A 25,728-nucleotide genomic window follows, 5' to 3' on the forward strand; every position below is an offset into this window, starting at 1 on the left:
GAATAATATTTGAACAATAAATATAATTAATATATAATTAACCTATAAAAGAAAGCGCATCTTTTTAAGAATCAGCCATATGAAGCTATGGTGAAGGCCTGAAAGACCTTCTTAAAAAGGAGCGCTTTTGTCGTGTTTATATCATTTTTGTTACCAGTAGTTGTTGATCACAAAAGGAGGATGAAGCATGTATCAGGTATCAGAGCGGGTAAAAAAACAGTTTGAATATACAATGAGTATTCCGTGTGTAAAGGAAGCTATGAAATTTATACAGGAAGATGAGAGGAATACGATTGAAGAGCAGAAAGAACTGGTTCTCATAGAGGCTCCGACTGGGGAGGAAGAAAAACGCGCAGCGGTCATGATGGAAAAATTTAAAGCGCTCGGTCTTGAAAATGTTCACATTGACCGCGGTGGAAATGTTGTTGGCCTTCGAAGAGGAAGCGGCAAAGGACCGAAGGTATTGATCGAGGGTCATCTGGATACAGTCTTTCCATTTGGAACGGTACATGGTGTAGAGGAGAGAGACGGATTCCTCTACGCACCGGGAATCGGTGATGATACGAGAGCACTGGCAATGCTGCTGGGACTTTTAAGAGCATTGAATCAGAACGAGATCAAGACATTCGGAGACATTGTATTTGTGGCAACTACCCGCGAGGAAGGTATGGGCGGCCTCGGCGGAATGAAAGATTTCCTGAATGATAATGATGACATTGATATTTCACTCACAATTGATAACAATGACATGAGTGTATTGATCTTCGAGGCGACAAGCGGAGAGACCTACGAGGTCAACTTTTATGGTATCGGCGGTCATGCGTTTGGAGCGTTTGGCGAGATGGCACAGCCGATCCATGCAGCAGCCAGAGCAGTTGCGAAGATCGCTGATTTTACAGTTCCATCAGATCCGAAGACAAGCTTCTGTGTCTCAAATTTCCACGGTGGAACTGCGACCGGAGTGCATGCGATCGCATCGCAGGCAACCATCAAATTTAATTTCAGATCAAATTCACCGGAGGAGCTTACAAAGCTTCGCACAAAAATCTTTAACGCGATCGAAGAAGCATGCCGGGAAGAAACAGAAAAATGGGGAAAAGATGAGATCACATGGGATAAAAAACTGATCAGTCAGGTTCCGGGCGGAGTTCAGGATTCCCATACACCACTGGTAGAATCCGCGTGGCTTGGTTTGAAGTCTCTGGATATTGAACCGGTATTCCATAAAGGCGGCTGCACAAATGCGAACGTAGCGGTTTCGAAAGGAATTCCATCGATCTGTCTTGGACGTGCGTTTGCACCGGATGAAAATAGAAAGAATATAATGAATCATAGTGTTCATGAAAAGTTTCCGATCACCGACTCATATAAGGCAGTTCAGCAGGCATTTATGGTATTGATGATGGCAGCAGGAATCGACGGAGAGACTAATTCTGTTGTGGAGGAAAAATAGATTATGAAGAAAATGACACTGATCGCTACAGGAGATGCGTTTATCACAAGAAGATTTCCGGAAGGCGGTTATGAAGGATTTGAGCAGGTCAGAGACGTGATCAGTCAGTATGATGTGAAATTTTCGAATCTGGAGATGACATTCCACAATGAGGAAGGATATCCGGCAGCATTTTCCGGAGGAACCTGGGCAATGGCAGATCCAAGAACCCTTGATGATATGAAATCGTTTGGTTTTAATCTGTTTAATACGGCAAATAATCATTCCTGTGACTACAGTCATGGAGGCGTTCTTGCGACCATCCGGAATCTTGAAGAGAGAGACATGATCTTTGCCGGAACAGGAAAAAATCTTTCCGAGGCATCAAAACCATGCTATCTGGAGACGAAAAACGGACGTGTTGCAATGATTGCGGTCTCTTCAAGCTTCCATGAGTCAGGAATGGCTGGTGGACAGAGCGCGGAATTGATCGGAAGACCTGGATTAAATCCGCTTCGTTATGAAACGATTTACCATGTCACAAAAGAGAATTATAAGAAAGCAGAAGAACTGGCGGCGCTTACAAAGATCAACTCAACGATGGAGCGGTCTGTAAAAAACGGATATAAGAATCCGCCGGCTTCCGGAACACTGCCCTTTGGAACATACAAATTTGTTCTGGATGAAAAAGACTGGATCGAGAGCGTTCCGTTCCCGGCTGATATGGAACGTGTCGAGAAGGAGATCATTGAGGCAAAAAAACAGGCAGATATCGTTCTTGTAAGCTTTCATGGTCATGAGACAGATGGGGAAGACACAACGGTTCCATCCATGTTCCTTGAGACATTTTCAAGAAGATGTGTGGATGCAGGAGCTGATGCGGTAATCGGACACGGACCGCATGAACTTCGTGGAATTGAGATCTATCACGGAGCGCCTATCTTCTACAGTCTGGGAAATTTCCTCTTTGAGACAGAAACTGTGGAAAAGCAGCCTTACGATGCATACATAAATAAAAAAATGCCGCTGGATACCAAGGTTGGTGCTTATATGGATGCCCGTAGTAAAAATGGCACGGCCGGATACGGAGTGCTTCCGGAGATCTGGTTATCCGTGATGGCAGGCTGGACCATGGAAGATGGACATTTAACAGAAATCAAACTGTATCCGATTTCTCTTGGAATGACAGAAAAAAGGCCGCAAAAAGGAGTTCCGGTGTTGACCGGTGATGAGAACGTACTGTCATACCTGGCAGAGCTTTCAAAACCTTACGGAACTGAGATGGAAATTAAAGACGGCGTAGGAACGATCAGACTTTAAACCTGAGCAAAATTGACCGGGACAGGGAAGAACTTGAAGAAAACGATCGGAATCGATATAATCAATATAAAGACAGCGCACCTGTGTAAGAATCGGCTCATCATCAGGTGCGCACAGAAAAAAGGAGGGGAGTACCCATGAACAAAATCACAAATGCGTCAAGATTTCTTTTTGAGGAACTTGTATCCAGAATACAGGAACGTTCCAACGCAGTGGGAATCGCGGTTGCGATCGTTGACCGAAATGGAAATACACAGTATGAAAAGTTTTTTGGATACCGGGATCAGGAGAGAAAACTGCCGATCGATGAGGATACGATCTTCGGATTAGCGTCTGTCACGAAATCCTTTGTGGCTTTATCGATCATGCAGTTAGTCGAAGCCGGAAAAGTAAATCTGGATGATCCGGTGAGCAAATATATTCCGGAATTTACAAACCGTAATCAGAAACCGGTAAAGGTATGGCACTTTTTATGTCACACAGCGGGCTTTTATCCGATGCACCGCACAATCATCAATGAGATTGCGCAGAAGGCAGGACTGGATGAGAATGAGACAGGGGATTTTGCGTTCTGTGAGAAGATCGCATTGGAAGGAACAAAGGCAGTCGCTGAGCTGCTGGATGCCCAGACAAAGGAAAACGGCGGTCTGATCGGAGATCCGGGAAACTACATGAGCTATTGCAATGATGGCTTTGGACTTTTGTCAGAGATTGTGCGCCGTGTCGGCGGGGAGAACAGCTTTGCGGAATATGTGAAAAAACATATTCTTGAGCCTCTTCACATGGAGCGGAGCTGCGGAGAGTATGTAAGACCGGCAGCAGATGCGAATGCGGCAATTCTTTACAAAATGCAAAAAGGTGTCATGACCTCCGGCAGAGATTACCATGACAATGCATTTTCTCTTGGCGGAGCCGGTTCCCTGAAATCTACGCTTGCAGACATGAAAAAATACATCTGCATGTATCTGAATTACGGAAAGGGAATCGATGGAACAAGGATCCTCTCCCAGGAGGGTGTACGGACGATGTGCCGCCCAAGAATCGATTATCGCCCGGAGAGCCATTATTGCTTTGGCCTTTCGCAGAAGAAGCTGGATGACCTGACGGTTATGGAGCATGGCGGAAGCCTGCCGGGAGTTTCGTCAAATTTATCCTGGTCGTATGATGCCGGAGTGGGCGTTATGGTACTGTGCAACACGTCGGGCGTGCCGGTTAGCACGATCGCGGATGCAGCAATGCGGATGTATCATGGAAGAAATCCGATCGAGGACCGATTTGTTTATCAGGAGACGGAGTGGGATGCGGAAAAGAGAAAGGCGATGTGCGGCACCTTCCGTTCAGATGAAGATAACAATATCACGATCTTTGAAAAAGATGGAAATCTGGCAGTCAAAGAGGGAGAGACGCTTCTTCGATTTGTGCCGGTGCAGGAATTTTTAGGGATCGTGCGCAACCCGGATAAGGATGGCTACGTGAGATTCTTCGAAAATGAGAATGGTGAGATCTTTGCAATCGGATACGGTGGAAGAATGCTGCCGAGAGTGAAAGACTGATTGGATCAAAGTCTGAGTATGAAAAAATGCCGGGTGATCGGGAAGACCGATCATCCGGCATTTAGTGATTCTGATAAGAATATGTCAGCTTCGCTGACCAGAATCACGCGCAAAGTCTCACGGACGTTCGACTTGAATTTGACTGCCATGCTGGATCCATACAGTGTGTTTTATATGACGATCAATTAGTGGATAAAGCCTTCTGCCCATTTCTTAAAGTTTGCGAAGTCCTCTTCGTTCGGATGGGAGAGGCCTTCATTGTATGTGTCGCGAAGAAGCTTTGCCTTTGCGTCCTCCGGGTCCTTTTCGAGCATTGCGGCAAATTTATCGGCGACTGCCGGCTGCATTTTCCCCTGGCAGACGAAGCCTGTAAGAACAGTGTTGTTTACGGGAATATTTGCCTCGGCCTGCTTTAAGATCGAGTGGATGTAATCAGGAGCGGCATATCCGGCTGTGCCGAAAAGAGCGATCTTTGTATTCTGAAGGTTTTTTAAGAAGATCCGTGTCCTGTCATCACAGCTTCCTTTATCGGTCCAGAAACCGGCGAAGATAAGGTCCGCGCCAAGCTCTGGGGAGTAATGGGACGTATCACCGAAATAAACACAGTGCTCATGCGGAAGGATATCATGGAGACGATCTGCGAGTGCTGCAGTATTTCCGGTTTTACTGGAATAAACGATGGCATATTTCATTGGCATTTCCTCCATTTACTGTAATGATGCGGCAATTGCGTCTGCAAGTGCGTCAAGCTCAGCTTCCTGATCATTTTTCAGGGCTGATTTAATGGTTACATCTGCCTCGAGCACATGGATATTTTTCATTGTACCGAGGATTTCACCCATCTGCTTTGAGGTGGTTGCCGCCCAGGTTCCGTTCTGGATCAGGGCCGCGGTACGGTTTGTAAGACCGTGGGCTGCAAGCTGGTGGAGAAGCGTATCCATATTGCAGAAGATACCGCCATTGTAGGTGATAGATGCAAAGACCATTGCGGAGGTACGGAACGCGTCTGCAATGATGTAGGAAGGATGGGTCTTGGAGACGTCAAAGACGGAAATATGGCGGATGCCGCGGTCAGCAAGCTTTCCGGCAAGGATATCGGCAGCCTTTTCCGTATGGCCGTAAACAGAGCCGTAGGCGATCGTTACAGATTTCTCTTCCGGCGTATAGGAGCTCCATTTGAGGTATTTATCGATGAGCCATGGGAGATCTTCTCTCCAGATCACGCTGTGGAGCGGGCAGATCATCCGGATCTCGAGTCCGGCAGCCTTCTTTAAGAGACCCTGTACGGACATGCCGAATTTTCCAACGATATTTGTATAGTAGCGTCTCGCCTCAGAGAGCCAGGCACCCTTATCGTCGATCTCATCAGCAAAGATATTTCCGTCGACAGCGCCGAAGGAACCGAAGGCATCAGCGGAGAACAGGATCTTTTCTGTCTTTTCATAGGTAACCATAACCTCCGGCCAGTGTACCATCGGAGCCATCACGAAGGTAAGCTCATGGGAGCCGAGAGAGATGGTATCGCCCTCTTTTACCGGAATCGCGCGGCTGTCCACATCAAAATCAAAGAACTGTTTCATCATTCCCACAGCCTTTGCGGTGCATACGATCTTTGCCTCCGGGTAAGCGGCGATCACATCGGCGATGGATGCGCAGTGATCCGGCTCCATGTGGTTTACGATGAGATAGTCCAGAGTGCGGCCCTTTAAGGCAGCGGTCACATTTTCGAGAAAATCATGGGTGAAGGACGCGTCCACGGTATCGAAGAGTGCTGTCTTCTCGTCCAGAAGAACGTAAGAGTTATAGGACATTCCTGTAGGAACCGGATAAACATTTTCAAAGAGAGCAATGCGGCGGTCATTGACGCCGACCCAGAAGAGGGAATCTGTAAGCTTTCTTATGTTATTCATGTTAGAAACCTCCTGATAATAATATTGCTGTGGCGTTTTCGGAATCTGCCAGAACGGGAACGGTGAAATACCGGAAAGGTACTGGCTTCTGAAAGAGTCACAAAAGGTCGAAAAATAAAATCATCTGGACCTATATATCTATATTGTTGATGAATTTTGGAATTATAGAAATAAATTCAGACAAGACAGAAATATTGGCGCAGATATATTATCATTTTAAATGGAAAGTCGTCGGAAAGCAAGTAAAACCATCCTGTAAAATCTTAAAAAATTATTAAATACCAGTTGACAAGCGGGATATGAAGTCATATAATTCACTTGAAATTGATATTCGTTATCAATACAACTGTTCCCATAAATGGTTTGGTGAGAGGTGATGGAAATGCTTACAGATGTAATTGTTTTGTTGCTGGTTGCCATGGCCGTGATCGGTGTGATAAAGAGCATCCGAAAACAGAAGAAGAGCGGTTCCTGCGGAGGCTGCTGCGGTTCCTGCTCCGGTTGCAGCGGATGCGGCAGTGTCCATTACGATACAGCTCCGAAAGCTCATAAAGCCTGAGCGGATGGGAGTGTAAAGAGGAGGAAACATGATGCCAATGACATTTTTACGTGCCGGTGAGACCGGCATGATCCAGCGTGTCGGCGGAGCGGAGGATACAAAGAGATTCCTCGCGAATCTTGGCTTCGTGGATGGCGCAGCAGTGACAGTGATCTCTGAACTCAACGGAAATCTGATCGTAAACATCAAGGATTCCAGAGTTGCGATCAACAAGGAGATGGCAAAGCACGTTATGGTGCAGTAGCTGTGAAAAAAGATGGTAACTGTTCAGCAGTTTGCATTATCCCGCAGGGAAGTGCAGACTGGGAAGAATGGGCAGTTATGGATGATGAAAGTTCAAGTGGGAGTTTTCCCACTTTGCTTTTTCCCCATAGGTTAGCATGCACTAATTAGCAACAACTAATCGGAAACTTTTGGAAAAATTTCACAAAAGGCAGGGGGAATGGATCCGGACCGCAGGAGTGGTTCACAAGGATAGAAAGGAGAAGACATGACATTACGTGAAGTTCCGGTACATACAACGGTTAAAGTTGTAAAGATCAACGGAGAGGGCGCATTCCGCCGCAGAATCATGGACATGGGCATTACCAAAAACAGCGAGATCTACGTTCGTAAAGTAGCGCCGCTCGGTGATCCGGTCGAGATCACGGTCCGTGGATATGAACTGTCTTTGAGAAGAGACGATGCGGAAAGTGTCGAAGTCGTTACAGTCTGATGACGGGATAAATGTTTTACCTGATGTGTATGCAAAACATTGGCAAAACACGGTTGCTGTCCCCGCGGAGTGTGGACAGTGACAACACAAGTGCAGGAAAATAGGAGGATGAAAAATGGCTATTAAAATCGCATTAGCCGGCAACCCGAACTGTGGTAAGACGACCATGTTCAATGCCCTCACAGGCGCGAACCAGTACGTCGGAAACTGGCCGGGTGTAACAGTAGAGAAAAAAGAAGGTAAATTAAAATCTTCAAAGAGCGGTGAAGAGATCATCATCACAGACCTTCCGGGTGTTTACTCCCTTTCCCCGTACACACTGGAGGAAGTTGTAAGCCGTGATTATCTCGTTCACGAGAAACCGCAGGCGATCATCAATCTGGTAGACGCAACAAACATTGAGAGAAACTTATATTTGACGACTCAGATCCTCGAGATCGGTATTCCGGTTGTAATCGCGTTAAACATGGCTGATCTGCTTGCAAAGAGCGGGGATAAGATCGATGTGAAGAAGCTTTCCGAGATCTTCGGCTGTGAAGTTGTTGAGACTTCCGCGTTAAAGGGCACAGGCCTTAAGGAAGTTGTCGAGAAAGCGATCGAGGCAGCGAAGAAGAACGAGTGGAAGAACCCGGCCGGCATCTTCTCCGGAAGCGTAGAAAACGCGATTGAGAAGGTTGAGGAGGCTGTCGGTGACGCTGTGGACGCAGACCAGAAGAGATGGTTCGCGATCAAGCTTCTTGAGAAGGACAGCAAGGTCATCGAGCAGTTACATCTTCCGGCATCCGCTATGGCAGCGGTCAACACGGAGGTTACCCGTCTTGAGAAAGAGACTGATGACGATACAGAGAGCATCATCACAGACGAGCGTTATACATACATCGGAAGCGTGATCGATAAGGCCGTTAAGAAATCCGGCAAGAAGCTCTCCACCTCCGATAAGATCGATAAGATCGTTACAAACCGTATCTTAGGTATCCCGATCTTCGCGGCAGTAATGTGGTTCGTTTACTACATCTGCGTAAGTACACTTGGTACCATGGGTACAGACTGGGCAAATGATACATTCGGCGGCGGCATTCAGGAATGGGCAGGCGCAGCACTCGCAGCGGCAGGTGCAAGCGACTTCATCCAGAGCCTTGTTGTAGACGGTATCCTCGGCGGACTCTTCGCTGTATTCGGATTCCTGCCGCAGATGGCACTCTTATTCTTAATGCTTTCCATCCTTGAGGACTGCGGATACATGGTACGTATCGCATTCGTCATGGACCGTGTGTTCCGTCACTTCGGACTTTCCGGTAAGAGCTTCATTCCGCTCCTTATCGCATCCGGCTGCGGTATCCCGGGTATCATGGCCTCCAAGACCATTGAAAACGATAACGACAGACGTCTTACCATTATGACAGCCACATTTATTCCGTGCGGTGCGAAGCTTCCGGTTATCGCTCTTTTAGGCGGCATCATGGTCGGCTGGACATCCGGAGATTACTCCGATGCGGGAAATACAGCATTCTTAATGTATGCGTTAGGTATCGTCTGCGTTCTTGTAGCAGCGATCATGTTAAAGAAGACAAAACCGTTCTCCGGCGAGGCAGCTCCGTTCGTTATGGAGTTACCGGCATACCACATCCCGTCTGCTAAGACCGTTCTTATGCACACCTGGGAGCGTCTGTGGGGCTTCATTAAGAAAGCCGGAACGATCCTGTTCCTTGCCTGCGTGATCATGTGGATCCTCTCCACCTTCGGTTTCGAGAATGGTTCCTTCGGTATGGTAGAAGATACAGAGAACTGCCTCATGGCAATCCTCGGAAGCGCTCTTGCATGGATCTTCACTCCTCTCGGATGGGGCAAATGGCAGTGCGTTGCAGCGGCGATCTCCGGATTCTCCGCAAAAGAGGGTATCGTTTCCACAATGGGTGTCCTTGCAAATGTCAGCGAGGATCTCTCCGAGGAGACAGACGTTGTCGCAGCCGCGATCAGAGACTGGTTCCCGACAATGGCAGCAGCCTTCTCCTTCCTTGTATTCAACCTGTTAAACTCCCCGTGTCTGGCGGCTATTTCCACAATGGCCCAGCAGATGCAGTCCAGAAAGTGGTTCTGGTTTGCAATCATCTTCCAGAACGTATTCGCTTACTGTGTAGCACTGATGTTCTACCAGTTCGGACTTCTTATGGAAGGCGGTTCCTTCGGAATCGGCACAGCAGCAGCTGTTGTTGTTCTTCTCGGATTCCTCTATATGCTGTTCCGTCCGGATCCATATAAGAACCAGAAGAAGGCATCCCGCCGTTCTGTAGCAGCTTAATTTTAGCAGTATTACTTCATTATTCCATAGAAACTCTATAAAAGATCCAGGTCAGAGGCGGACGTCGCTTCGTGGCCTGGATCTTTTCGGTTGGAAACCGCATAGCTTATAGAAGGAAGATTGCGAGAGCCGTGCCGGGGCCCGGACGACCTTCGCGGATCAAAGGAGACAAAAAACGATGGAAAATATCGGAAATATTATTCTTGGGATCATGATCCCGTTTGCGGGGACGACACTTGGAGCTGCGTGCGTATATTTTATGAAGAAGGGAATCCGTCAGAATGTGGAAAAAGGTCTTCTGGGCTTTGCGGCCGGTGTCATGGTGGCGGCATCCGTGTGGTCACTTCTGATCCCGTCCATGAATCTTTCCGCGGATCTGGGACGTCTGGCGTTTCTGCCTGCGGTGACCGGATTCTTCTGCGGCATCCTGTTCCTGCTGTTCCTTGACGGGCATGTGCCTCATCTTCACATCGGGTGCGATGAACCGGAAGGTCCGTCCTGCACGTTAAAAAAAAATACGATGCTTGTCCTTGCGGTGACCCTTCATAATATTCCGGAAGGAATGGCGGTTGGTGTCATGTTCGCGGGACTTCTTACGGCAAACAGCGGGATCACCTTAGCCGGTGCGTTTGCCCTGTCCGTCGGGATCGCGATCCAGAACTTCCCGGAGGGCGCGATCATTTCCCTGCCGCTCAAGGGTGAGGGAATGAGCAGCAACCGGGCATTCTTGTATGGAACGCTTTCCGGTGTTGTAGAGCCTGTGGCGGCAATCCTCACCGTTTTGATGTACAGGGTCCTCGCTCCGGTCCTGCCGTATCTTCTCGCCTTCGCTGCAGGTGCCATGATGTACGTGGTCGTGGAGGAGCTGATCCCGGAGACTGCGGAGGGAGAGCACTCGAATATCGGAACCATCGGGTTTGCGGTCGGGTTTGCATTGATGATGATGCTTGACGTGGCACTTGGATGATACAATATGGACGATTGAGTGTCATCTGTCTGCCCGCTGTTCGGTGGAAAAAAGACAGAAAAACAAAAAGAAAAGTGGATATCCAGAGTCCATGATGTGACTCTGGGATATCCACTTTTTATTTCCGGCAATCAGATTTTTCAACACGGATCAGTCAAATTGTCAAAATTACATCTATTATCGGGAATGTGTGCTTAATTAGAATCTCTTCCAGGTACCACGATAGAAAAGCAGCAGCAGCGGGAAGAGCTCCAGACGTCCGGCAAGCATATCAAAGGTCAGAACCAGCTTGGAGAAGTTGGAGAAGAGCCCGAAGTTCTGGGCCGGGCCTACAAGTTCCAATCCCGGTCCGATGTTGTTTAAGGTAGCCGCGACAGCGGTAAAGTTTGTCACAAGATCGTAGTTGTCGATGCCGATGAGCAGCACGGAGATCGCGAAGATCAGGATGTATGCCGCAATGAAGACATTTACGGAGCGGAGAACCACATGCTCCACCGCGCGTCCCTCAAAATGGATCTTGCGGACCTGATTCGGATGGAGACTCTGGGAGAGCTCTTTTGTCAGGGACCGGAATAACAGCACGACACGGGACACCTTAATGCCGCCGCCGGTACTTCCCGCGCAGGCACCGATAAACATTAAGAGCACCAGGATCGTTTTCGGGATCGTTGGCCAGAGGTTAAAATCCACGGTGGCGAAGCCGGTGGTCGTGATGATGGAAGCAACCTGAAACGCAACATGGTGGAACGCGAGGAACAGGCTGTCGAAGAAATCCCGGACGAAAAACGTGATGACAAGGATCGACGCGGCAATGATCCCGAGGTACCATCGCGCCTCCTCGCAGCGCAGTGCTTCCTTCGGCTTTTTCATATAGAAGAGGAAGTACACGTTAAAGTTGATGCCAAAAAGGATCATAAACACGGTAACTACGCCCTGCAGGTAGGTGGAATAGCTTCCGAAGCTGTCATTCTTGATACCGAAACCTCCGGTTCCCGCGGTGCCGAAAACGGTACACAGGGAATCAAACACCGGCATCTGTCCCACAAGCAGGAGAACAAACTCCATAACCGTCAGGAACAGATAGAGCCCATAGAGGATCTTTGCGGTGGACTGCACCTTCGGGACCAGCTTTGTGACAGAGGGGCCCGGGCTCTCTGCTTTCATGAGGTTCATATGATAGCCGCTTCCGGTAAGCGGAAGCAGGCAGAGAAGGAACACGAGAACTCCCATACCGCCGATCCAGTGTGTAAAGCTCCTCCAGAACAGGATGCCGTGCTGAAGTGGTTCCACGGCGGGAAGAATACTGGCACCGGTCGTCGTAAATCCGGACACAGTCTCAAACAGGGCATCCACCGGATTTGTGATGGATCCGCTTAAGAGGAACGGGATGGAACCCATGATACTCATGACGATCCAGCTTAAGGCAACCGTCACGGAACCTTCCCTTGCGTAGAATACCTTGTTTTTCGGCTGCTTGCGGACAAGGATCACACCCGGAATCAGGCAGAGGACGATCGTGATGAAGAATGCCAGTGCGCAGCTTTCATGGTAGATCAGGGAGACTGCCAGGGATGGCACAAGAAGCGCCGCCTCCACGTCCAGAATCCAGCCGATAATATAAAAGATCATCGAATAATTCATGGAATCGCTCCTTTATGATTTTAAGATATCCCGGATATCACCGAGACCGCGGTTTGTGGTCACGAGAATCACGGTATCCCCGACCTTGATTATATTCTGACCGCGGGGGGTAAGGATCTGACCATTTCGGTTGATGCAGCAGATCAGAAGGTTGTCCTTTAAGTTTAAGTCCATAAGCGGCACATTCGTGACAGCGGAATCCTCTTTGATGGAGAACTCCAGTGCTTCGGCACGGCCGTCCAGGATCTTATACAGTGTTTCCACGTTGCAGCCGATGGTGTTCTGGCGGGCACGGACGTACTGTAGGATATAATCTGCCGTCAGGTACTTCGGGTAGATGATGCTGTCGATACCGAAGCTGTCGATCACGTCATCGAAGGCGATCTTATTGACCTTTGCGATGAGCTTTGCGTTGGAGTGGAGCTTTCCGTAGAGGGCGAGGAAGATATTCTCCTCGTCAAGTCCGGTGAGGGCCACAAGGGAATCAGCGTAGGTCAGGCCTTCTTCCAGAAGAAGATCCCGATCACTTCCGTCCCCGTTTATGATGTCAGCGCCGGGAATCACTTCGCTTAAGTAATCACAGCGCTCTTTTCGCTGCTCGATGATCCGGACACGGAACCCGATCTTTAAGAGGTCCTGGGCCAGATAGTGGGCGATGGTGCCGCCGCCGATGATCAGGGAATTTTTTACGGATTTTGAGCGGAGACCGATCTTTTCAAAAAACTGAGCCGTATTTTCAAGAGATCCCACGATAGAGAGGATATCCGTATCCTGAAGGACAAAGCTTCCGTTCGGGATCACGACCTCGGATCCGCGCTCAACGGCACAGATCAGGACATCGCATTTTAACTGTCTCATGATATCCATGATAGTTTTTCCGCCGAACCCGATCTCAGGTTTTAAGCGGAAACGGAGAAGCTCGACACGTCCCTTTGCGAAGGTGTCGATCTTGATGGCGGACGGGAATTTTAAGAGCTTTAAGATCTCTCTGGCCGCCGTCAGCTCCGGGTTGATGATCATGGAGAGTCCGAGCTTTTCCTGAATGAAGCGGATCTCCTTATTATAGAGCGGGTTTCTTACGCGGGCAATGGTGTCACAGTGTCCGGTCTTCTTCGCCATCAGGCAGCAGAGGAGGTTTAGTTCGTCCTCGCCGGTGACAGCGATAAAGAGGTCCGCGCTTTCCACTCCGGCCTCCTGCTGGATATTGAAGCTGGCGCCGTTTCCAACGATTCCCAGGGCGTCAAACTGGTTGGAAAGATGTTCCACTTTCTGCGGATTCATATCGACCATAACGAGATCGTGGCCCTCGGCGCTTAAGCGCTCCGCAAGGCTCACGCCGACTTTTCCGCAGCCGACAATGATGATCTTCATATGTTTACCGATCCTTTCAGTTAATTATGCTTCCCAGCGTCCGGAAGCGCCGCACGGGAGTACGAGTTTGGAACTTGTAACCGGAAGTCCGATCTCATCGGATCTTACAGTTCCGCCGAACTGCGGGACAACGGCTGTTCCGAGCATATAAGTCAGCACGGCCGGAGCAAGTCCGGTTGTGTAGGAGTTGATCAGGTAGAATAACGGCTTGTCGGAGAGGAGCTTTGCACACAGCTTTACTAACGGGTAGATCGCGTCCTCGATCTTCCAGATCTCGCCCTTCGGGCCTCTTCCGTAGGAGGGCGGGTCCATGATGATCGCGTCGTAGTGGTTTCCACGGCGGATCTCACGCTCTACAAATTTTACGCAGTCATCTACGATCCAGCGGATCGGCGCGTCCTCAAGGCCGCTGGACTTCGCGTTCTCCTTTGCCCAGGCGACCATGCCCTTGGAGGCGTCAACATGGGTCACGGAAGCTCCGGCTTTCGCGGCTGCCAGCGTTGCTCCGCCGGTGTAGGCGAAGAGGTTTAAGACCTTGACCGGGCGTCCCGCGTTTTTGATCTTTTCGCCAAACCAGTCCCAGTTTGCCGCCTGTTCCGGGAAAAGACCGGTGTGCTTAAAGCTGAAGGGCTTTAACTGGAAGGTCAGGCCTTTGTAGTTGATGCTCCACTGCTCCGGGAGACTGAAGAATTCCCACTCGCCGCCGCCTTTTGAGCTTCTGTGGTAGTGGCCGTTCATCTTTCTCCACTGTGGTGCCTTTTTATCGGTATCCCAGATAACCTGGGGATCCGGACGGACCAGAATATATTTTCCCCAACGCTCCAGCTTTTCACCGCCGGAACAGTCGATGACTTCATAGTCCTTCCATCCATCTGCTATCCACATAATTGTATTCCATCTCTTTCTTTAGACTTTTTTTGCGTAAAAACGGATCAGGGGCATAAAATGCCTATGATATACCAGTATAATAGATTCGGGGGATACTGTCAAATAGGAGTGGGGATGGAATGCGGGATGTTGGCGGAAATATGGGGAACATGAACGGAAAATGTGTCTTTCTGTGGCGGGAATGCGGCAGAACTGTGGTGGGGACTTAAGAGAATTGACAGGTATTTTCTGTTGAATAATCAGGGAGTTACTGGTAAAATAAAATCAGATGTATTGCGAAATGAAAAATACGGCCGGAAGGCAGAAATCCCATCGGCGGAGCTGATCCGGAATGGATGTTGGCGATAGTTATGCGCCTTTTGGGGTACAGGAAGGAGACGGAGCGAGTGAAGAAAAAAGGGTTAAGAATACTGGCAGCAGCGGCGGTCCTGACTTTCGGATGTCTGACGATGAACGCCTACGCAGCGGAAGGCTGGGCGCTTTCCAATAATATATGGACGTATCTTGATAAAAACGGAAACCGCGTGACGAATGAGTGGAAAAAGGGCGCGGACAATCTCTGGAGATATTTAAACAACAGCGGTGAAATGGCGGTCAACAGCTGGGCCGACAACGATTACTATGTGGATGCTAACGGAATCATGGTGGCGAATAAGTGGATGCAGATCGCGTCCCCGTACAGCAGAGACAGTCAGACCTACTGGTTCTACTTCGGTTCCAGCGGAAAAGTCACAAAGGACACCTGGAAGAAGATCGATGGAAAAAGTTATTACTTTGACGCTGACGGAATCATGCAGACCGGCTGGACCGAAGATGGGGATTACTATTTAAGCTCCAGCGGAGCGATGGTGACAGGATGGAGATATCTGGAGCCGAAGGATGAGGACAGCAGCCTTTACGGAACGGAAAGCGATGATGGAAAGTACTGGTTCTATTTTTCCGCAAGCGGAAAGAAGCAGAGCCCGTCGACCAGCGATGACGGCGGAGAGTATAAGGTAACAAAGATCGATGGAAAATACTATTGCTTTGACGCAGACGGACGGATGCGCACCGGCTGGGTGTATTTAGAAGGTGATCCGGAAAATTCAAGTAAGAGTTCGATTGCGGATTGGAGATATTTCGCGGAGAGCGGGATCCAGAACGCTACAGTCGGCGCGGCGATCTCAGGCTGGCTTTCCTTAAACCCGCCGGAACAGCTTCAGGACAATGTGGATGAGCCGGTGGTATGGTATTATTTTGATAAAAACGGTGAGCCAAAGACCGGACCGGAAGACGGAAAAGCGTCCACGAGCGATTTTGTCCGCATCAATGGAAAGACGTATCTCTTCGACCAGAAAGGAAATCCGGTCAAAGGATTAAAGAAGGTACGGATCGGATCGACCAGCGAATATACGTCCTACTACTTTGATAAGTCATCCAGAACCTCAGTAAAAGGAAAAATGACCGTCGAGGAAGGCGATGGAAATAAGACCACGTTTTATTTCAATGAAGGGACCTATGCAGGCCGCGGAACAAACGGCGTGAAGAACGGATACCTTTATTATATGGGAAAACTTCAGCAGGCAGACAGCTCCAGCCGCTATGCGCTGATCAGCATTCCGAATGGAAACGGCAGTTATCAGACGTATGTGGTAAACAGCTCCGGACGTATCTCCAAGAATACGACGGTAAAGGACCGCGATGGAAACAAATATAAAGTGAATTCCAGCGGGATTCTGACGCATATCAATGACGAGGCAGCAAGCTCCACGGAAGATTACGGTGAGCCGACTGAGCCGGTATTTGAGAATGACTGATATGGATCCAGGATAAATGATAAAGGATTTTTTGAAGGACCAGGGGCAGAGATGTTCCTGGTCTTTTCTTTTGCATTTCGTGCAGAATTTTGACATCTTGTGTCGAACCGATTGACACGCCTTGTTTTCTAATGATATTCTGGCGACAGAGACTTGACGATAAGAGGGAGGCGGATCGCATGAGATATAATTTTAGAAGATGGATGGCAGGATTATTGACGGCAGTGATGGTGGGATCCACGATCATATCACCAGTGTATGCGGAATCAGCTATGATTCGACCGGATACTGATTTTGAAGTATATACGGCGAGTGATGCAGTGAAGGAGAAAGCGACACAGTCAGACACGGTGAGAAAACCGCAGAGGGCGAAAAAAGATGAATTATTGAAGCTTAAGGCATCGGACTCCAATGCGCTTCTCAGGACATTGAGTGCCGCAAAGGAGTATGATCTGAAGAATGGGGAAGTGATCATTGATCGGGATGGCGATTACACGATCAGCGGCACATATAAAAAGACGACTGGAACGGATCATGTGATCACGGTGAAGGAGGGTGTTTCTGCGACGATCACTTTAAAGGGTGTGTCAATTGAAACCGCAAATGCGAATACAGTTCAAATGTCCTGTATTGAACTTGAAAAGGGAGCGGATGTGACGCTGGTTCTCTCCGGAAGGAATAACCTGTATACAGTCAGCAACTCCGGCGCGGCGATCCATGTGCCGGAAGGAAGCAGCCTGACGATCCGGGCAGGATCTGATCAGGATGTCCTGTATTCGTTTGCGCGCGCTTATGGAGCGGGAATCGGGGGAAACAGCAGAGAGGGACATGGCAAGATCACGATCGAAAGCGGAACGGTGGCAGCTTGTTCCGGAATGAGATTGACAGATAACGGTCCGGAAAAAGGAACGGAATCGGACAGTGGAGCCGGAATCGGATCTGGTTCGGCGGGAATTGGCGGTGATACGATTACAATCGCTGGTGGATCCGTTTATGCCGCAGCATCTGTTGGAGCTGGAATCGGTGGTGGATATAAGGGAACATCGGGAACTGTTGTGATTTCCGGTGGAGATGTAGAGGCACGGGGCGGAGAGTATAACAGTATAGTGAAGGCTGTTGCAATCGGTCCAGAGACGGTCGATGGTACGGAAAATAGTTTTACATTGAAAGCCAGCGAAAAAGAAAAAGCAACGGCAGAATTTCTTGGAGTTGATCCAACCAAAACATACACGGTCAATATTGGAAATGAGCAGACCATCAAGTATCAGGGAAGACGTGTGAAGATCAGCTATGGAGAACAGACACGAAATGGGAAGCTTACCGTTACTCCGGAAGAAGGCGTTACCTATTTTGGAAACGGAAGAGTTGAGATCGCCGGAACTGGTCCATATACAGTTACAATGAAAGATTCTGGGACAGCGACAAGTGAATTTATTGAGATCAAGAGCAGCTGTACCGTTACTTTGAAACAGCTCAATATTTATCCGAAGGCACCGAAGGTTCCTGCAATTGATATCGATGCGGGACTTGAAAAAGTGACCTTAGAGCTGGAGGGCAGAAATATTCTTAAGGGCGCTGAGCTTGCGGCGGCGATCGATAATCATGGGACTCCGCTGGAGATAACAGGAAGCGGAAGTCTGGATGCCACAGCCGGCTCCGGGTCTGCGGCGATCGGTGGCAGCTGCTATGTAAATTCTGTGCCGGTAGGAAAAAATATTACGATCTCCGGCGGTGATCTGACCCTGCGGTCAAATGGAGATGGAACCTGTCTGGGAGCTGGTGCTGCCGGCAACGCAAGTACAGGGAGTGCAGATAACCTGGTCATTTCCGGCGGAAATGTAAATCTGATCAAGAGCGGTGGCGGTTATTGTATTGGATCGACAGACCTTTATGTTAATCCGGTGCCGAATATCCGGATCACAGGAGGAAATGTCACAGCGACGGTGTCCGGAGACACAGGAAAAATCTGTCAGAGTCCTATCACGATAGCGCCTGAAAATGGAAAAACAGCGACACTGTATACAGGAAACTCAGCTCCGGGAAGCGCGGCTCTCGGGCTGCGCGGGGAAGGAAAATATGAGCCCGCGTCAGAGACGTATATGCGTGTAAAGTTTGGAACACCGCATAATCTTACTGTTACGGGAGGAACGATCGTTTCAACAGAGTCCAATTTTGCGGAGGGTGAGAAAGTGCCGATCAGTGCGAGTGCCAAGATCGAGGATGGAGCCGGAGGAACCTTGTATTTTGCAGGATGGACGGTTGAAAATGGAAGCGGAACGTTTGGTGATCCTCTGTCTTCCGGAACAACATTTACGATGTCCGATGTGGATACAGAGATCAAGGCGAACTATACAGGTGGATATTCTGTTACAGTTGCTGACGGAACCATCACCCCGGAACAGGCAAACTATGCGCCGGGAAGTACTGTCACGATCACAGCGAAAGATAAATCTTCGGATAAATTATGTTTCGATCGCTGGGAGATCACGAACGGAAACGGAGAATTCTTAAACGGAACGGCCAGTCAGAAAACGGCACAGCTTAAAGTAAACAGCAGCCTGTCCGTAAAGGCGGTCTATGTTTCCGGGCACAGCCTCACGGTAAATAATGGAACTGGAAGCGGAGCATATAGAACTGGAGATGTAATCGAGATCACGGCATTTCTACCGGCGGGATCAGAATTTTCATCATGGACGCTGGATTCTGGCTCAGGAACCTTTGAAAACTGCTACAGCAGCACGACAAAATTCACGATCGGATCAGAAGATGCTGTGGTCACAGCCCAGTATAAGGGCGAAGGACTCACCGGTGACTTCATCGTGAGCGGCGGAATCCTGGGAACAGATTATAAATATGAGAACGAAACACTGACCATAACGGGCAGCGGAAAATACGAGATCTCCCTGAAAGAGGGCATTGAGACGACTGGAAACCAGATCACGGTTCAGGGCGGAACACCTGTAATTACGCTCCATAGCGTAAAAGTGAATGGAGACTATGCGCTCAGGATCAGGAATGAAGCAAATGTGACGTTGATCCTGGATGGGGAAAACTCCATGTGTTCCAAAAAATCGAACTGTGTGTATGTGCAGGACAATTCTTATCTCACGATCACGAGCATTCAGGGGGATGGAAGCTCTGCGGGAACACTGCGTGCAGAAGGAAATAAGTCTGGCGAGATCAATCATGCCGGAATCAGAGGAGGTTCCATTACTGTAAAAGGCGGAACAGTTATCGCTAAAGGTGAATATGAAGCGGCAGGAATCGGCGGAGACGCGCGTGTACAAAACAAAAATTTCTCCATTTCGATCGAAGGAGGTACCGTGGAAGCTGACGGCGGCTGGGGAGGTGCCGGCATCGGAAGCGCAAGCCAGGCAGGCGGAAATGTCAATATCAGTATTTCCGGCGGAACCGTAAAGGCTGTCGGAGGCCAGGGCTCTGCCGGTATCGGAATCGGATATAATAGCTGGGCGAAGAGCAGGATAACGATCACCGGCGGAAGGACAGACGCAAAGGGAGGAAGCAGGAGCTCTGGCGAAAATACGACCAGCGGTGTCGGGGCAGGCTCAAAAAATGATGATGTGGAGTTTTCTATTGATCAGAAAGCGCTGATCATGCACGGACTGAGTTCCGCAGATGAGAAGGTTACAGCGCAGGAGATCAATCAGAAGACCACAAGGATGGGACGCTGCGCGGTCATTTATTTTCAGGCCGATGAGAGCGGAGAGACCGCTTCGATCTCACTGACGCCGGAGACGGAGGTAATGTATCCTGGAAGTTCAAAACAGTTTACCGCAGCTGTTAAAAAAGCAAAAGATCCGACGGTGGACTGGCGTGTATCCGGAAATACCAGCAGCGATACAAAGATCAGTTCGCTGGGAATCCTGACGGTGGGTGCGGATGAGAAAGCGGAAACGCTCAGCGTGACAGCGAGCTTAAGGTCATATAATAAAACTGCATCCGCCAAGGTAACAGTGAAACAGATCCAGACAGGTCTTGCGGTTACTTCAGAAGAAATTGAAGTTGGAGATTCTGTTTTGGCTGTGATGACGGTTCCGGAAGGAATGAGTGGACAGATCCGGTTTTATGTAGATAAAGCCGCGGTGGGAAGTCCGATCACATCAACGGGAGGCGAAACATCGTTTAAGATCGAAAAAGAACTTCTCCCGTTGGGAACACATGAGATCTATGCGGAATATTACGGAAACGGATTCCGGGTCAAGAGTGGACAGATCTCAGTGGCTGTAAAAAAACGTAATCCACAGATTGTAAAATGGCCGGAAGCTATAAGGGAGATCCATTATGGTCAACGGGCATCAAATGCCGGACTGCAGGGCGGAGAATATGGAGCTATACCTGGCGACTTTGGTTTTGATGTCGCATGGCCGGAAGTGGGAACAGATGAAGCTCTGTGCCACTTTACGCCAAAGCCAGAGTACCGCGATACGTATGAGACGATCTACAATAAAATTAAGATTAAAGTTTTGCCGGCAACTCCGAGAGTCGAGGAGGATCCTGTGGTAAATATTCAGTATGGACAGTCCCTGAAAGATGCGGTGATCTCTGGAGGAAAGGTGATCAATCCAAATTATATATCAGGGCAGAAGCAGATGATCGTGGATGGAAAATGGAGCTTTAAGGATCCAGATTCTGTACTTTATCCAGATACATCCTGCGCAGTAGTATTTACCCCGGAGGATACGAAAAACTACACGGGAGCGACTGAAAAAGAAGTTTCGGTTACTGTTTCGGCGGCAAAACCAGATCTCACTATGGAGCTTGACCGGGAGACGCAGGTTGCAGGAAAGCGGATAACTGTTTCGGCAAAAGCGAAAAATGCGTTTTCTCCTGCACTTGAGGATGTACCGGAGATCCGAATTTCTTATCAGATCGGGGATGGAGCTGAGCAGACTGCTTCAGGAAATGAGATCCAGATCCCTATTGGGACCGCTGTCGGGACGATCATCACGATCACGGCGAAAACAGCTGCTGTTGATGGCAGATATATTGAAACTTCCGAGACAAAAACGGTGACAGTGGCAGACAAAACGATCGTGGATAAGCAGATATCTGTGACGGTACCTGATGTGGAATATGGCAGCTCACCAGTTCCGAAGGGAACATTTGCGGGAAATGTGGATGGAGATGAGACATGGGCTTACACGTACAGTGTGGATGGTGGAAATACATGGGGTACGGAAGCACCGAAAACAGTGGGAAGTTATCTTGTAAAAGCTTTTTATGAGGATGACTCACAGAAAGGAGAGAATATTTCTTCCTGGAATATTATTCCCAAAACGGTGATTGTGGCGGGCATTGTACTGGAGGAAAAAATCTATGACGGAAGAACTGACGTGAATGTGAGATCAGTAAGCTTTGGCGGTCTTGCAAACGGAGATACTCTGGAGTCAAAGGATTATTCTGCAGCAGCAGAATTTGAAGATGCAAATGCGGGAACAGATAAAAAAGCTTTTGTAGAGGTTTCCTTATCCGATACGGAAAATGCAAAGAATTACGTTCTGGATCAAGCAGGAAAGTTCATTCTTGATGGACAGAGCATCAAAAAAGCCGAAGCGCCCTCTGTTCCGGAGATCTCTGAGGCGTACAGCTATGGAATAAGCGGAGAGCAGGAGATCGTTCTTTCCGGATTCCCGGAAGACTGTGGAGAGATTTCTGGCGGAAATGCCGATATTATATCTGATGAGTCCGGCATCCTGGAAGAGAAAATTGCCGTAGAGGGGACGCAGTTAAAATTCGCGCTGAAGAAGAATGACAGATCACAGATCGGAGCATCAGCAGTGATCCGGGTCAGTGGCGTTCTTACGGAAAACTATGAGATACCGGATATTCAGGTCGTAATCTCTCTGAATGACAAGAATGAGCAGCATCCGATTGCGGGAACGATTACGTTCCAGCTGAATGATGATGAAAAAACATTCACAGCTGAGATCGGGGCTGTTGAGGGCGCAGAGTACAGTTTTGACGGTACCACCTGGTCAGACAACAACCGGAAAGATGACTGCCAGCCGGATACCCTGTATCACGGATGGATCCGTCTGAAGGAGACGGAGACAGAAAATGCGGGACCTGCGGCGGAGGTTTCCGGAAGAACTCCGAAACTGGCAGAAAAGCCGCCTGTGGACGGACCGGAGAAGCCCGGAGATGGCGGGAATACTGGAGGAGACAACGGCACAAAGCCTGGAGATGGCGGAAATGCTGGAGAAGATAACGGCACAAAGCCTGGAGATGGTGGAAATTCCGGAGAAAACAATGGCTCAAGACCAGGAAGTGGAACTGGTTCATCCAGTTCAGACTCTTCCAAACCGGAGATCAGTGAAAGAAAGCCGGATATCAGCCGTGACAGTAAAAAGGGATATATTGATCCTGTAAAGGGAATTATCCCGGGCGCTGCGAACAAAGCGGTAAACGATGGACACAGCCATTGGATGAAGGATAAGAATGGCTGGTGGCTGAGATACAGCGATGGCAGTTATGCGGCAGGAAAGATGATCGTGGGAGAGCACGATAATATGCAGACGGTTGAGCATCAGTGGGAACTGATCAACGGAAGCTGGTATACATTTGATGAGCAGGGATATCTGCGTGTTGGACTTTTCTATGATGCCGGTTATAGGGGCTGGTTCTATATGGACGAAAATTCCGGAATGCAGACTGGCTGGGTACTCATCAATGAAAGATGGTATTTCTTCAATCCGGTTTCTGATGGAACAAGAGGAATGATGTTTATCGGAAGAAAAACGCCGGATGAGTATTTTGTGACGGAAGATGGCAGCTGGGACGGAAAGACAAAATAATAAATAAGAGAACAGCCAGGTGAAGTGAGAAAACTCCCTCTTTGCAGTTTATGGGATAAACGCGCAGAGAGGGAGTTTTTATCATTTATGAATCTAAAAATTCAGAGAAATAATCAATGAAAGGCAGTCTCATTAAACTTCTTCACCATTGATCAAAACATGCTGGATCACACCTGTCACATCAAACGGGCAGCCGTCAACAATGACAACATCGGCGTCTTTTCCTTCTTCCAGAGAACCGACGCGGTCAGCGATGCCGATATGCTCGGCCGGGTTGATGGTTACGGCGCGGAGTGCCTCATACTCGTCCATACCGGCTTTGATAGCGAGCCCTGCGCAGAGCGGCAGGTAGTGGAGCGGAGTTACCGGCGCATCTGTGATGATGGAAACATGACATCCGGCTTTCGCGAGAATGCCAGGTGTCTCCCAGGTCTTATTCTGGAGCTCAAATTTGGAGGCATGTCCGAAGGTCGGACCTACCGCGAGCGGGAGATTTTCCTTCGCGAGTTCATCCACGATCATATGGCCCTCTGTCACGTGCTCCAGAGTCAGGCCGACACCGAATTCTTTCGCGATACGGATCGCAGTGAAGATATCGTTTGCCTGATGGGCATGAGCTTTTAACGGGATCTCATGGTTTAATACCGGGATCAGAGCTTCGGACTTCTGGTCGTAAGCCGGAAGCTTGGAAGCATCATCACCGGCCGCCTCGATCTTTGCCTTGTAAACCTTCGCTTTATTTAAAGCCTCGCGGATCTTTGCGGCATTTGTCATACGGCTGGAGATTCCCTGTTTCTGGTAGCAGCGTTTCGGGTTTTCACCGAAAGCGCATTTCATAGCGATCGGAAATTTTACGATCATATTGTCAACACGGGTTCCAACCGTTTTGATAGCAGCGAAGGTTCCGCCAATGGAGTTGGAGCTGCCTGGACCGGTTGCGAAGCAGGTAACACCGGCTTTCGCGGCCATCTTCATACACGGGTCAAACGGGTTGATTCCGTCGATCGCCTGTACCTGTGGAGTTACCGGGTCATTCAGTTCGTTGTAGTCATGCCCCTCGTAGCCGATCCCGTAGCCGTCAAGACCGATATGGCAGTGGGCCTCAACAAATCCCGGATAAACCTGGAGTCCGGTGGCGTCTATAACCTCAGCACCGTCAGCAGAGAGATCTTTTCCGATCTTCACGATCTTTCCGCCGTCGATCAGGATGTCAGCGATAAAAGTTTCCTTTGATACCGCTGTGTGAAGTGTTCCGTTCTTGATACAAATCATGGGAATTCCTCCTCTTTTCAAATCATAGCTCCATCATACATGAATTGCGAGAATATTTCAAGGATTCTTTCTGTACAGTAGTTAAAAAAAGTTACGATTCACGCTTTGCGCAAACAGTAATAAAAAAAAGGAACTATTTCATCTTAAAAGATGAAAAGTTCCTTATATTTGAGTTATGAAACTACATTTACCGGTGTTCCCTCAAGGAATCCCTTTACATTTCCGGCAAGGATGGAAACAAGGCGCTGTCTTGTCTCAAGCCCCTTCCAGCCCATATGCGGGGTGAGGATCACGTTGTCGAGGGTGTAGAGCGGGTTGTTGGCTTTCGGCGGCTCAGTTTCCTGGACGTCGAGGCCTGCGCCTGCGATCTGGTGCTTTTCAAGCGCTTCGATCAGAGCCGGTTCATCGATGAGAGCACCGCGGGAGGTATTGATCAGGAATGCGGTCGGCTTCATGAGCGCAAGAGTCTCTTTATTGATCATATGCTTTGTCTGCGGAGTTAACGGGCAGTGCAGGGAAACATAGTCACTGTTCTTTAAGACTGTCTCAAGATCCACATAGCGGATGCCGTCTTCGTCGGCTCTCGGTGTTCTTGTATACACGAGAATATTCATATCAAGAGCTTTTGCAATCTTCATTACAGTCTTTCCGATATGTCCGGCACCGATGATTCCTAAAGTCTTTCCGTTTACCTCAACGTGCGGAACCTGGAGATTTTTCGTAAAGTTATCATGGTTTCCGTTTGCCAGCATTTTCATCTGGACCTGCATGGTGGAGCTTAAATTTAAGATCATCATGATCGCTGTGTGGGCTACGCGCTCGGAGCTGTATGCCGGGATATTGCAGACGGTGATCCCCTTCTCCCTTGCGGCATCAAGATCCAGATTGTTGTATCCGGTACCGGCCTCACAGATCAGCTTTACGGAAGCTGGAAATTTGCGGATAAGGTCACCGTTTACCGGCATCTCCTTTGTGACGATAATATCAGCGCCCTCAATGCGCTCCAAGAGCTGTTCCGGTGTGGTATCATCGTAGACGGTCACGTCGGAAGAGAGAACAGAAAAGTCGAGCTTTCCGTCAAAGTTCATTTTTTTTGCGTTTAATACGACGGTCTTGTCGCTCATGGGTAAATCCTCCTGTGAAAATGATAATAAGAAAATTGTGCGTGCTTTGGCGCTATATCCATTATA

17 protein-coding genes are annotated in these 25,728 nt (G+C 48.9%); 10 read left to right on the forward strand and 7 right to left on the reverse strand.

The window, feature by feature from the left end:
- The first annotated feature begins 187 nt into the window (after positions 1-187).
- The 3 genes from ACXMYH_RS03295 to ACXMYH_RS03305 all read left to right on the forward strand — a co-directional run bounded on the left by ACXMYH_RS03295 (position 188) and on the right by ACXMYH_RS03305 (position 4,305).
- Complete coding sequence (locus ACXMYH_RS03295; RefSeq protein ID WP_486555527.1) at positions 188-1,453, forward strand: M20/M25/M40 family metallo-hydrolase; 1,266 nt, start codon at positions 188-190, stop codon at positions 1,451-1,453.
- Positions 1,454-1,456: 3 nt separating this feature from the next.
- Positions 1,457-2,752 carry a CapA family protein gene (locus tag ACXMYH_RS03300; protein WP_486555528.1) on the forward strand — a complete coding sequence of 432 codons (1,296 nt, stop codon included), beginning with the start codon at positions 1,457-1,459 and terminating at the stop codon, positions 2,750-2,752.
- A gap of 137 nt (positions 2,753-2,889) precedes the next feature.
- Positions 2,890-4,305, forward strand: a complete 1,416-nt coding sequence (locus tag ACXMYH_RS03305; RefSeq protein WP_486555529.1) for a serine hydrolase domain-containing protein — start codon at positions 2,890-2,892, stop codon at positions 4,303-4,305.
- Between the two features lie 185 nt (positions 4,306-4,490).
- On the opposite strand, the gene bilS is transcribed toward ACXMYH_RS03305, so the two are convergent.
- Together bilS and ACXMYH_RS03315 are read right to left on the reverse strand one after the other, a co-directional pair.
- Positions 4,491-4,997, reverse strand: a complete 507-nt coding sequence (bilS, locus tag ACXMYH_RS03310) for a flavodoxin family protein BilS (RefSeq protein ID WP_182426591.1) — start codon at positions 4,995-4,997, stop codon at positions 4,491-4,493.
- A gap of 15 nt (positions 4,998-5,012) precedes the next feature.
- The gene (locus ACXMYH_RS03315; protein WP_486555530.1) at positions 5,013-6,215 is read right to left on the reverse strand and encodes an FprA family A-type flavoprotein; all 1,203 of its coding nucleotides are present in this window, start codon (positions 6,213-6,215) and stop codon (positions 5,013-5,015) included.
- Between the two features lie 382 nt (positions 6,216-6,597).
- Between ACXMYH_RS03315 and ACXMYH_RS03320 the strand changes: the two genes are divergently transcribed.
- From ACXMYH_RS03320 to ACXMYH_RS03340, 5 genes are all read left to right on the forward strand, one after another.
- Entirely contained in the window at positions 6,598-6,774 is a 177-nt protein-coding gene (locus ACXMYH_RS03320; RefSeq protein WP_015552721.1) for a FeoB-associated Cys-rich membrane protein, read from the forward strand.
- Positions 6,775-6,802: 28 nt separating this feature from the next.
- Positions 6,803-7,018, forward strand: coding sequence for a FeoA family protein (locus ACXMYH_RS03325; protein ID WP_117470097.1), 216 nt, complete (start codon positions 6,803-6,805; stop codon positions 7,016-7,018).
- Positions 7,019-7,264: 246 nt separating this feature from the next.
- Entirely contained in the window at positions 7,265-7,489 is a 225-nt protein-coding gene (locus tag ACXMYH_RS03330) for a FeoA family protein (RefSeq protein ID WP_015552719.1), read from the forward strand.
- A gap of 115 nt (positions 7,490-7,604) precedes the next feature.
- Positions 7,605-9,788, forward strand: coding sequence for a ferrous iron transport protein B (gene feoB / locus ACXMYH_RS03335; protein ID WP_215703505.1), 2,184 nt, complete (start codon positions 7,605-7,607; stop codon positions 9,786-9,788).
- Positions 9,789-9,966: 178 nt separating this feature from the next.
- Positions 9,967-10,755 (forward strand): ZIP family metal transporter, encoded by a 789-nt coding sequence (locus ACXMYH_RS03340; protein ID WP_215703506.1) that lies wholly within the window; start codon positions 9,967-9,969, stop codon positions 10,753-10,755.
- Positions 10,756-10,953: 198 nt separating this feature from the next.
- Here ACXMYH_RS03340 and ACXMYH_RS03345 read toward each other — a convergent pair whose 3' ends face one another.
- The 3 genes from ACXMYH_RS03345 to ACXMYH_RS03355 are packed head-to-tail and all read right to left on the reverse strand — an operon-like array spanning position 10,954 to position 14,652.
- Positions 10,954-12,396 carry a TrkH family potassium uptake protein gene (locus tag ACXMYH_RS03345; protein WP_486555531.1) on the reverse strand — a complete coding sequence of 481 codons (1,443 nt, stop codon included), beginning with the start codon at positions 12,394-12,396 and terminating at the stop codon, positions 10,954-10,956.
- 12 nt (positions 12,397-12,408) lie between these two features.
- On the reverse strand, positions 12,409-13,767 hold the full coding sequence (gene trkA, locus ACXMYH_RS03350; protein WP_021905211.1) for a Trk system potassium transporter TrkA: 1,359 nt from the start codon (positions 13,765-13,767) through the stop codon (positions 12,409-12,411).
- A 24-nt stretch (positions 13,768-13,791) separates the two neighbouring features.
- Positions 13,792-14,652 (reverse strand): class I SAM-dependent methyltransferase, encoded by an 861-nt coding sequence (locus ACXMYH_RS03355; protein WP_486555532.1) that lies wholly within the window; start codon positions 14,650-14,652, stop codon positions 13,792-13,794.
- A 389-nt stretch (positions 14,653-15,041) separates the two neighbouring features.
- On the opposite strand from ACXMYH_RS03355, the gene ACXMYH_RS03360 reads away from it, so the two are divergent.
- Positions 15,042-16,451, forward strand: coding sequence for a cell wall-binding protein (locus ACXMYH_RS03360; protein ID WP_405579547.1), 1,410 nt, complete (start codon positions 15,042-15,044; stop codon positions 16,449-16,451).
- Positions 16,452-16,630: 179 nt separating this feature from the next.
- Entirely contained in the window at positions 16,631-23,266 is a 6,636-nt protein-coding gene (locus ACXMYH_RS03365; protein ID WP_486555533.1) for an InlB B-repeat-containing protein, read from the forward strand.
- Positions 23,267-23,398: 132 nt separating this feature from the next.
- On the opposite strand, the gene ACXMYH_RS03370 is transcribed toward ACXMYH_RS03365, so the two are convergent.
- Both ACXMYH_RS03370 and ACXMYH_RS03375 read right to left on the reverse strand, forming a co-directional pair.
- On the reverse strand, positions 23,399-24,538 hold the full coding sequence (locus ACXMYH_RS03370) for an amidohydrolase (protein ID WP_486555534.1): 1,140 nt from the start codon (positions 24,536-24,538) through the stop codon (positions 23,399-23,401).
- Between the two features lie 173 nt (positions 24,539-24,711).
- On the reverse strand, positions 24,712-25,662 hold the full coding sequence (locus ACXMYH_RS03375; RefSeq protein ID WP_486555535.1) for a 2-hydroxyacid dehydrogenase: 951 nt from the start codon (positions 25,660-25,662) through the stop codon (positions 24,712-24,714).
- Between the last annotated feature and the right edge of the window lie 66 nt (positions 25,663-25,728).

It is taken from the genome of Pilosibacter sp. NGB245 (assembly GCF_057397225.1).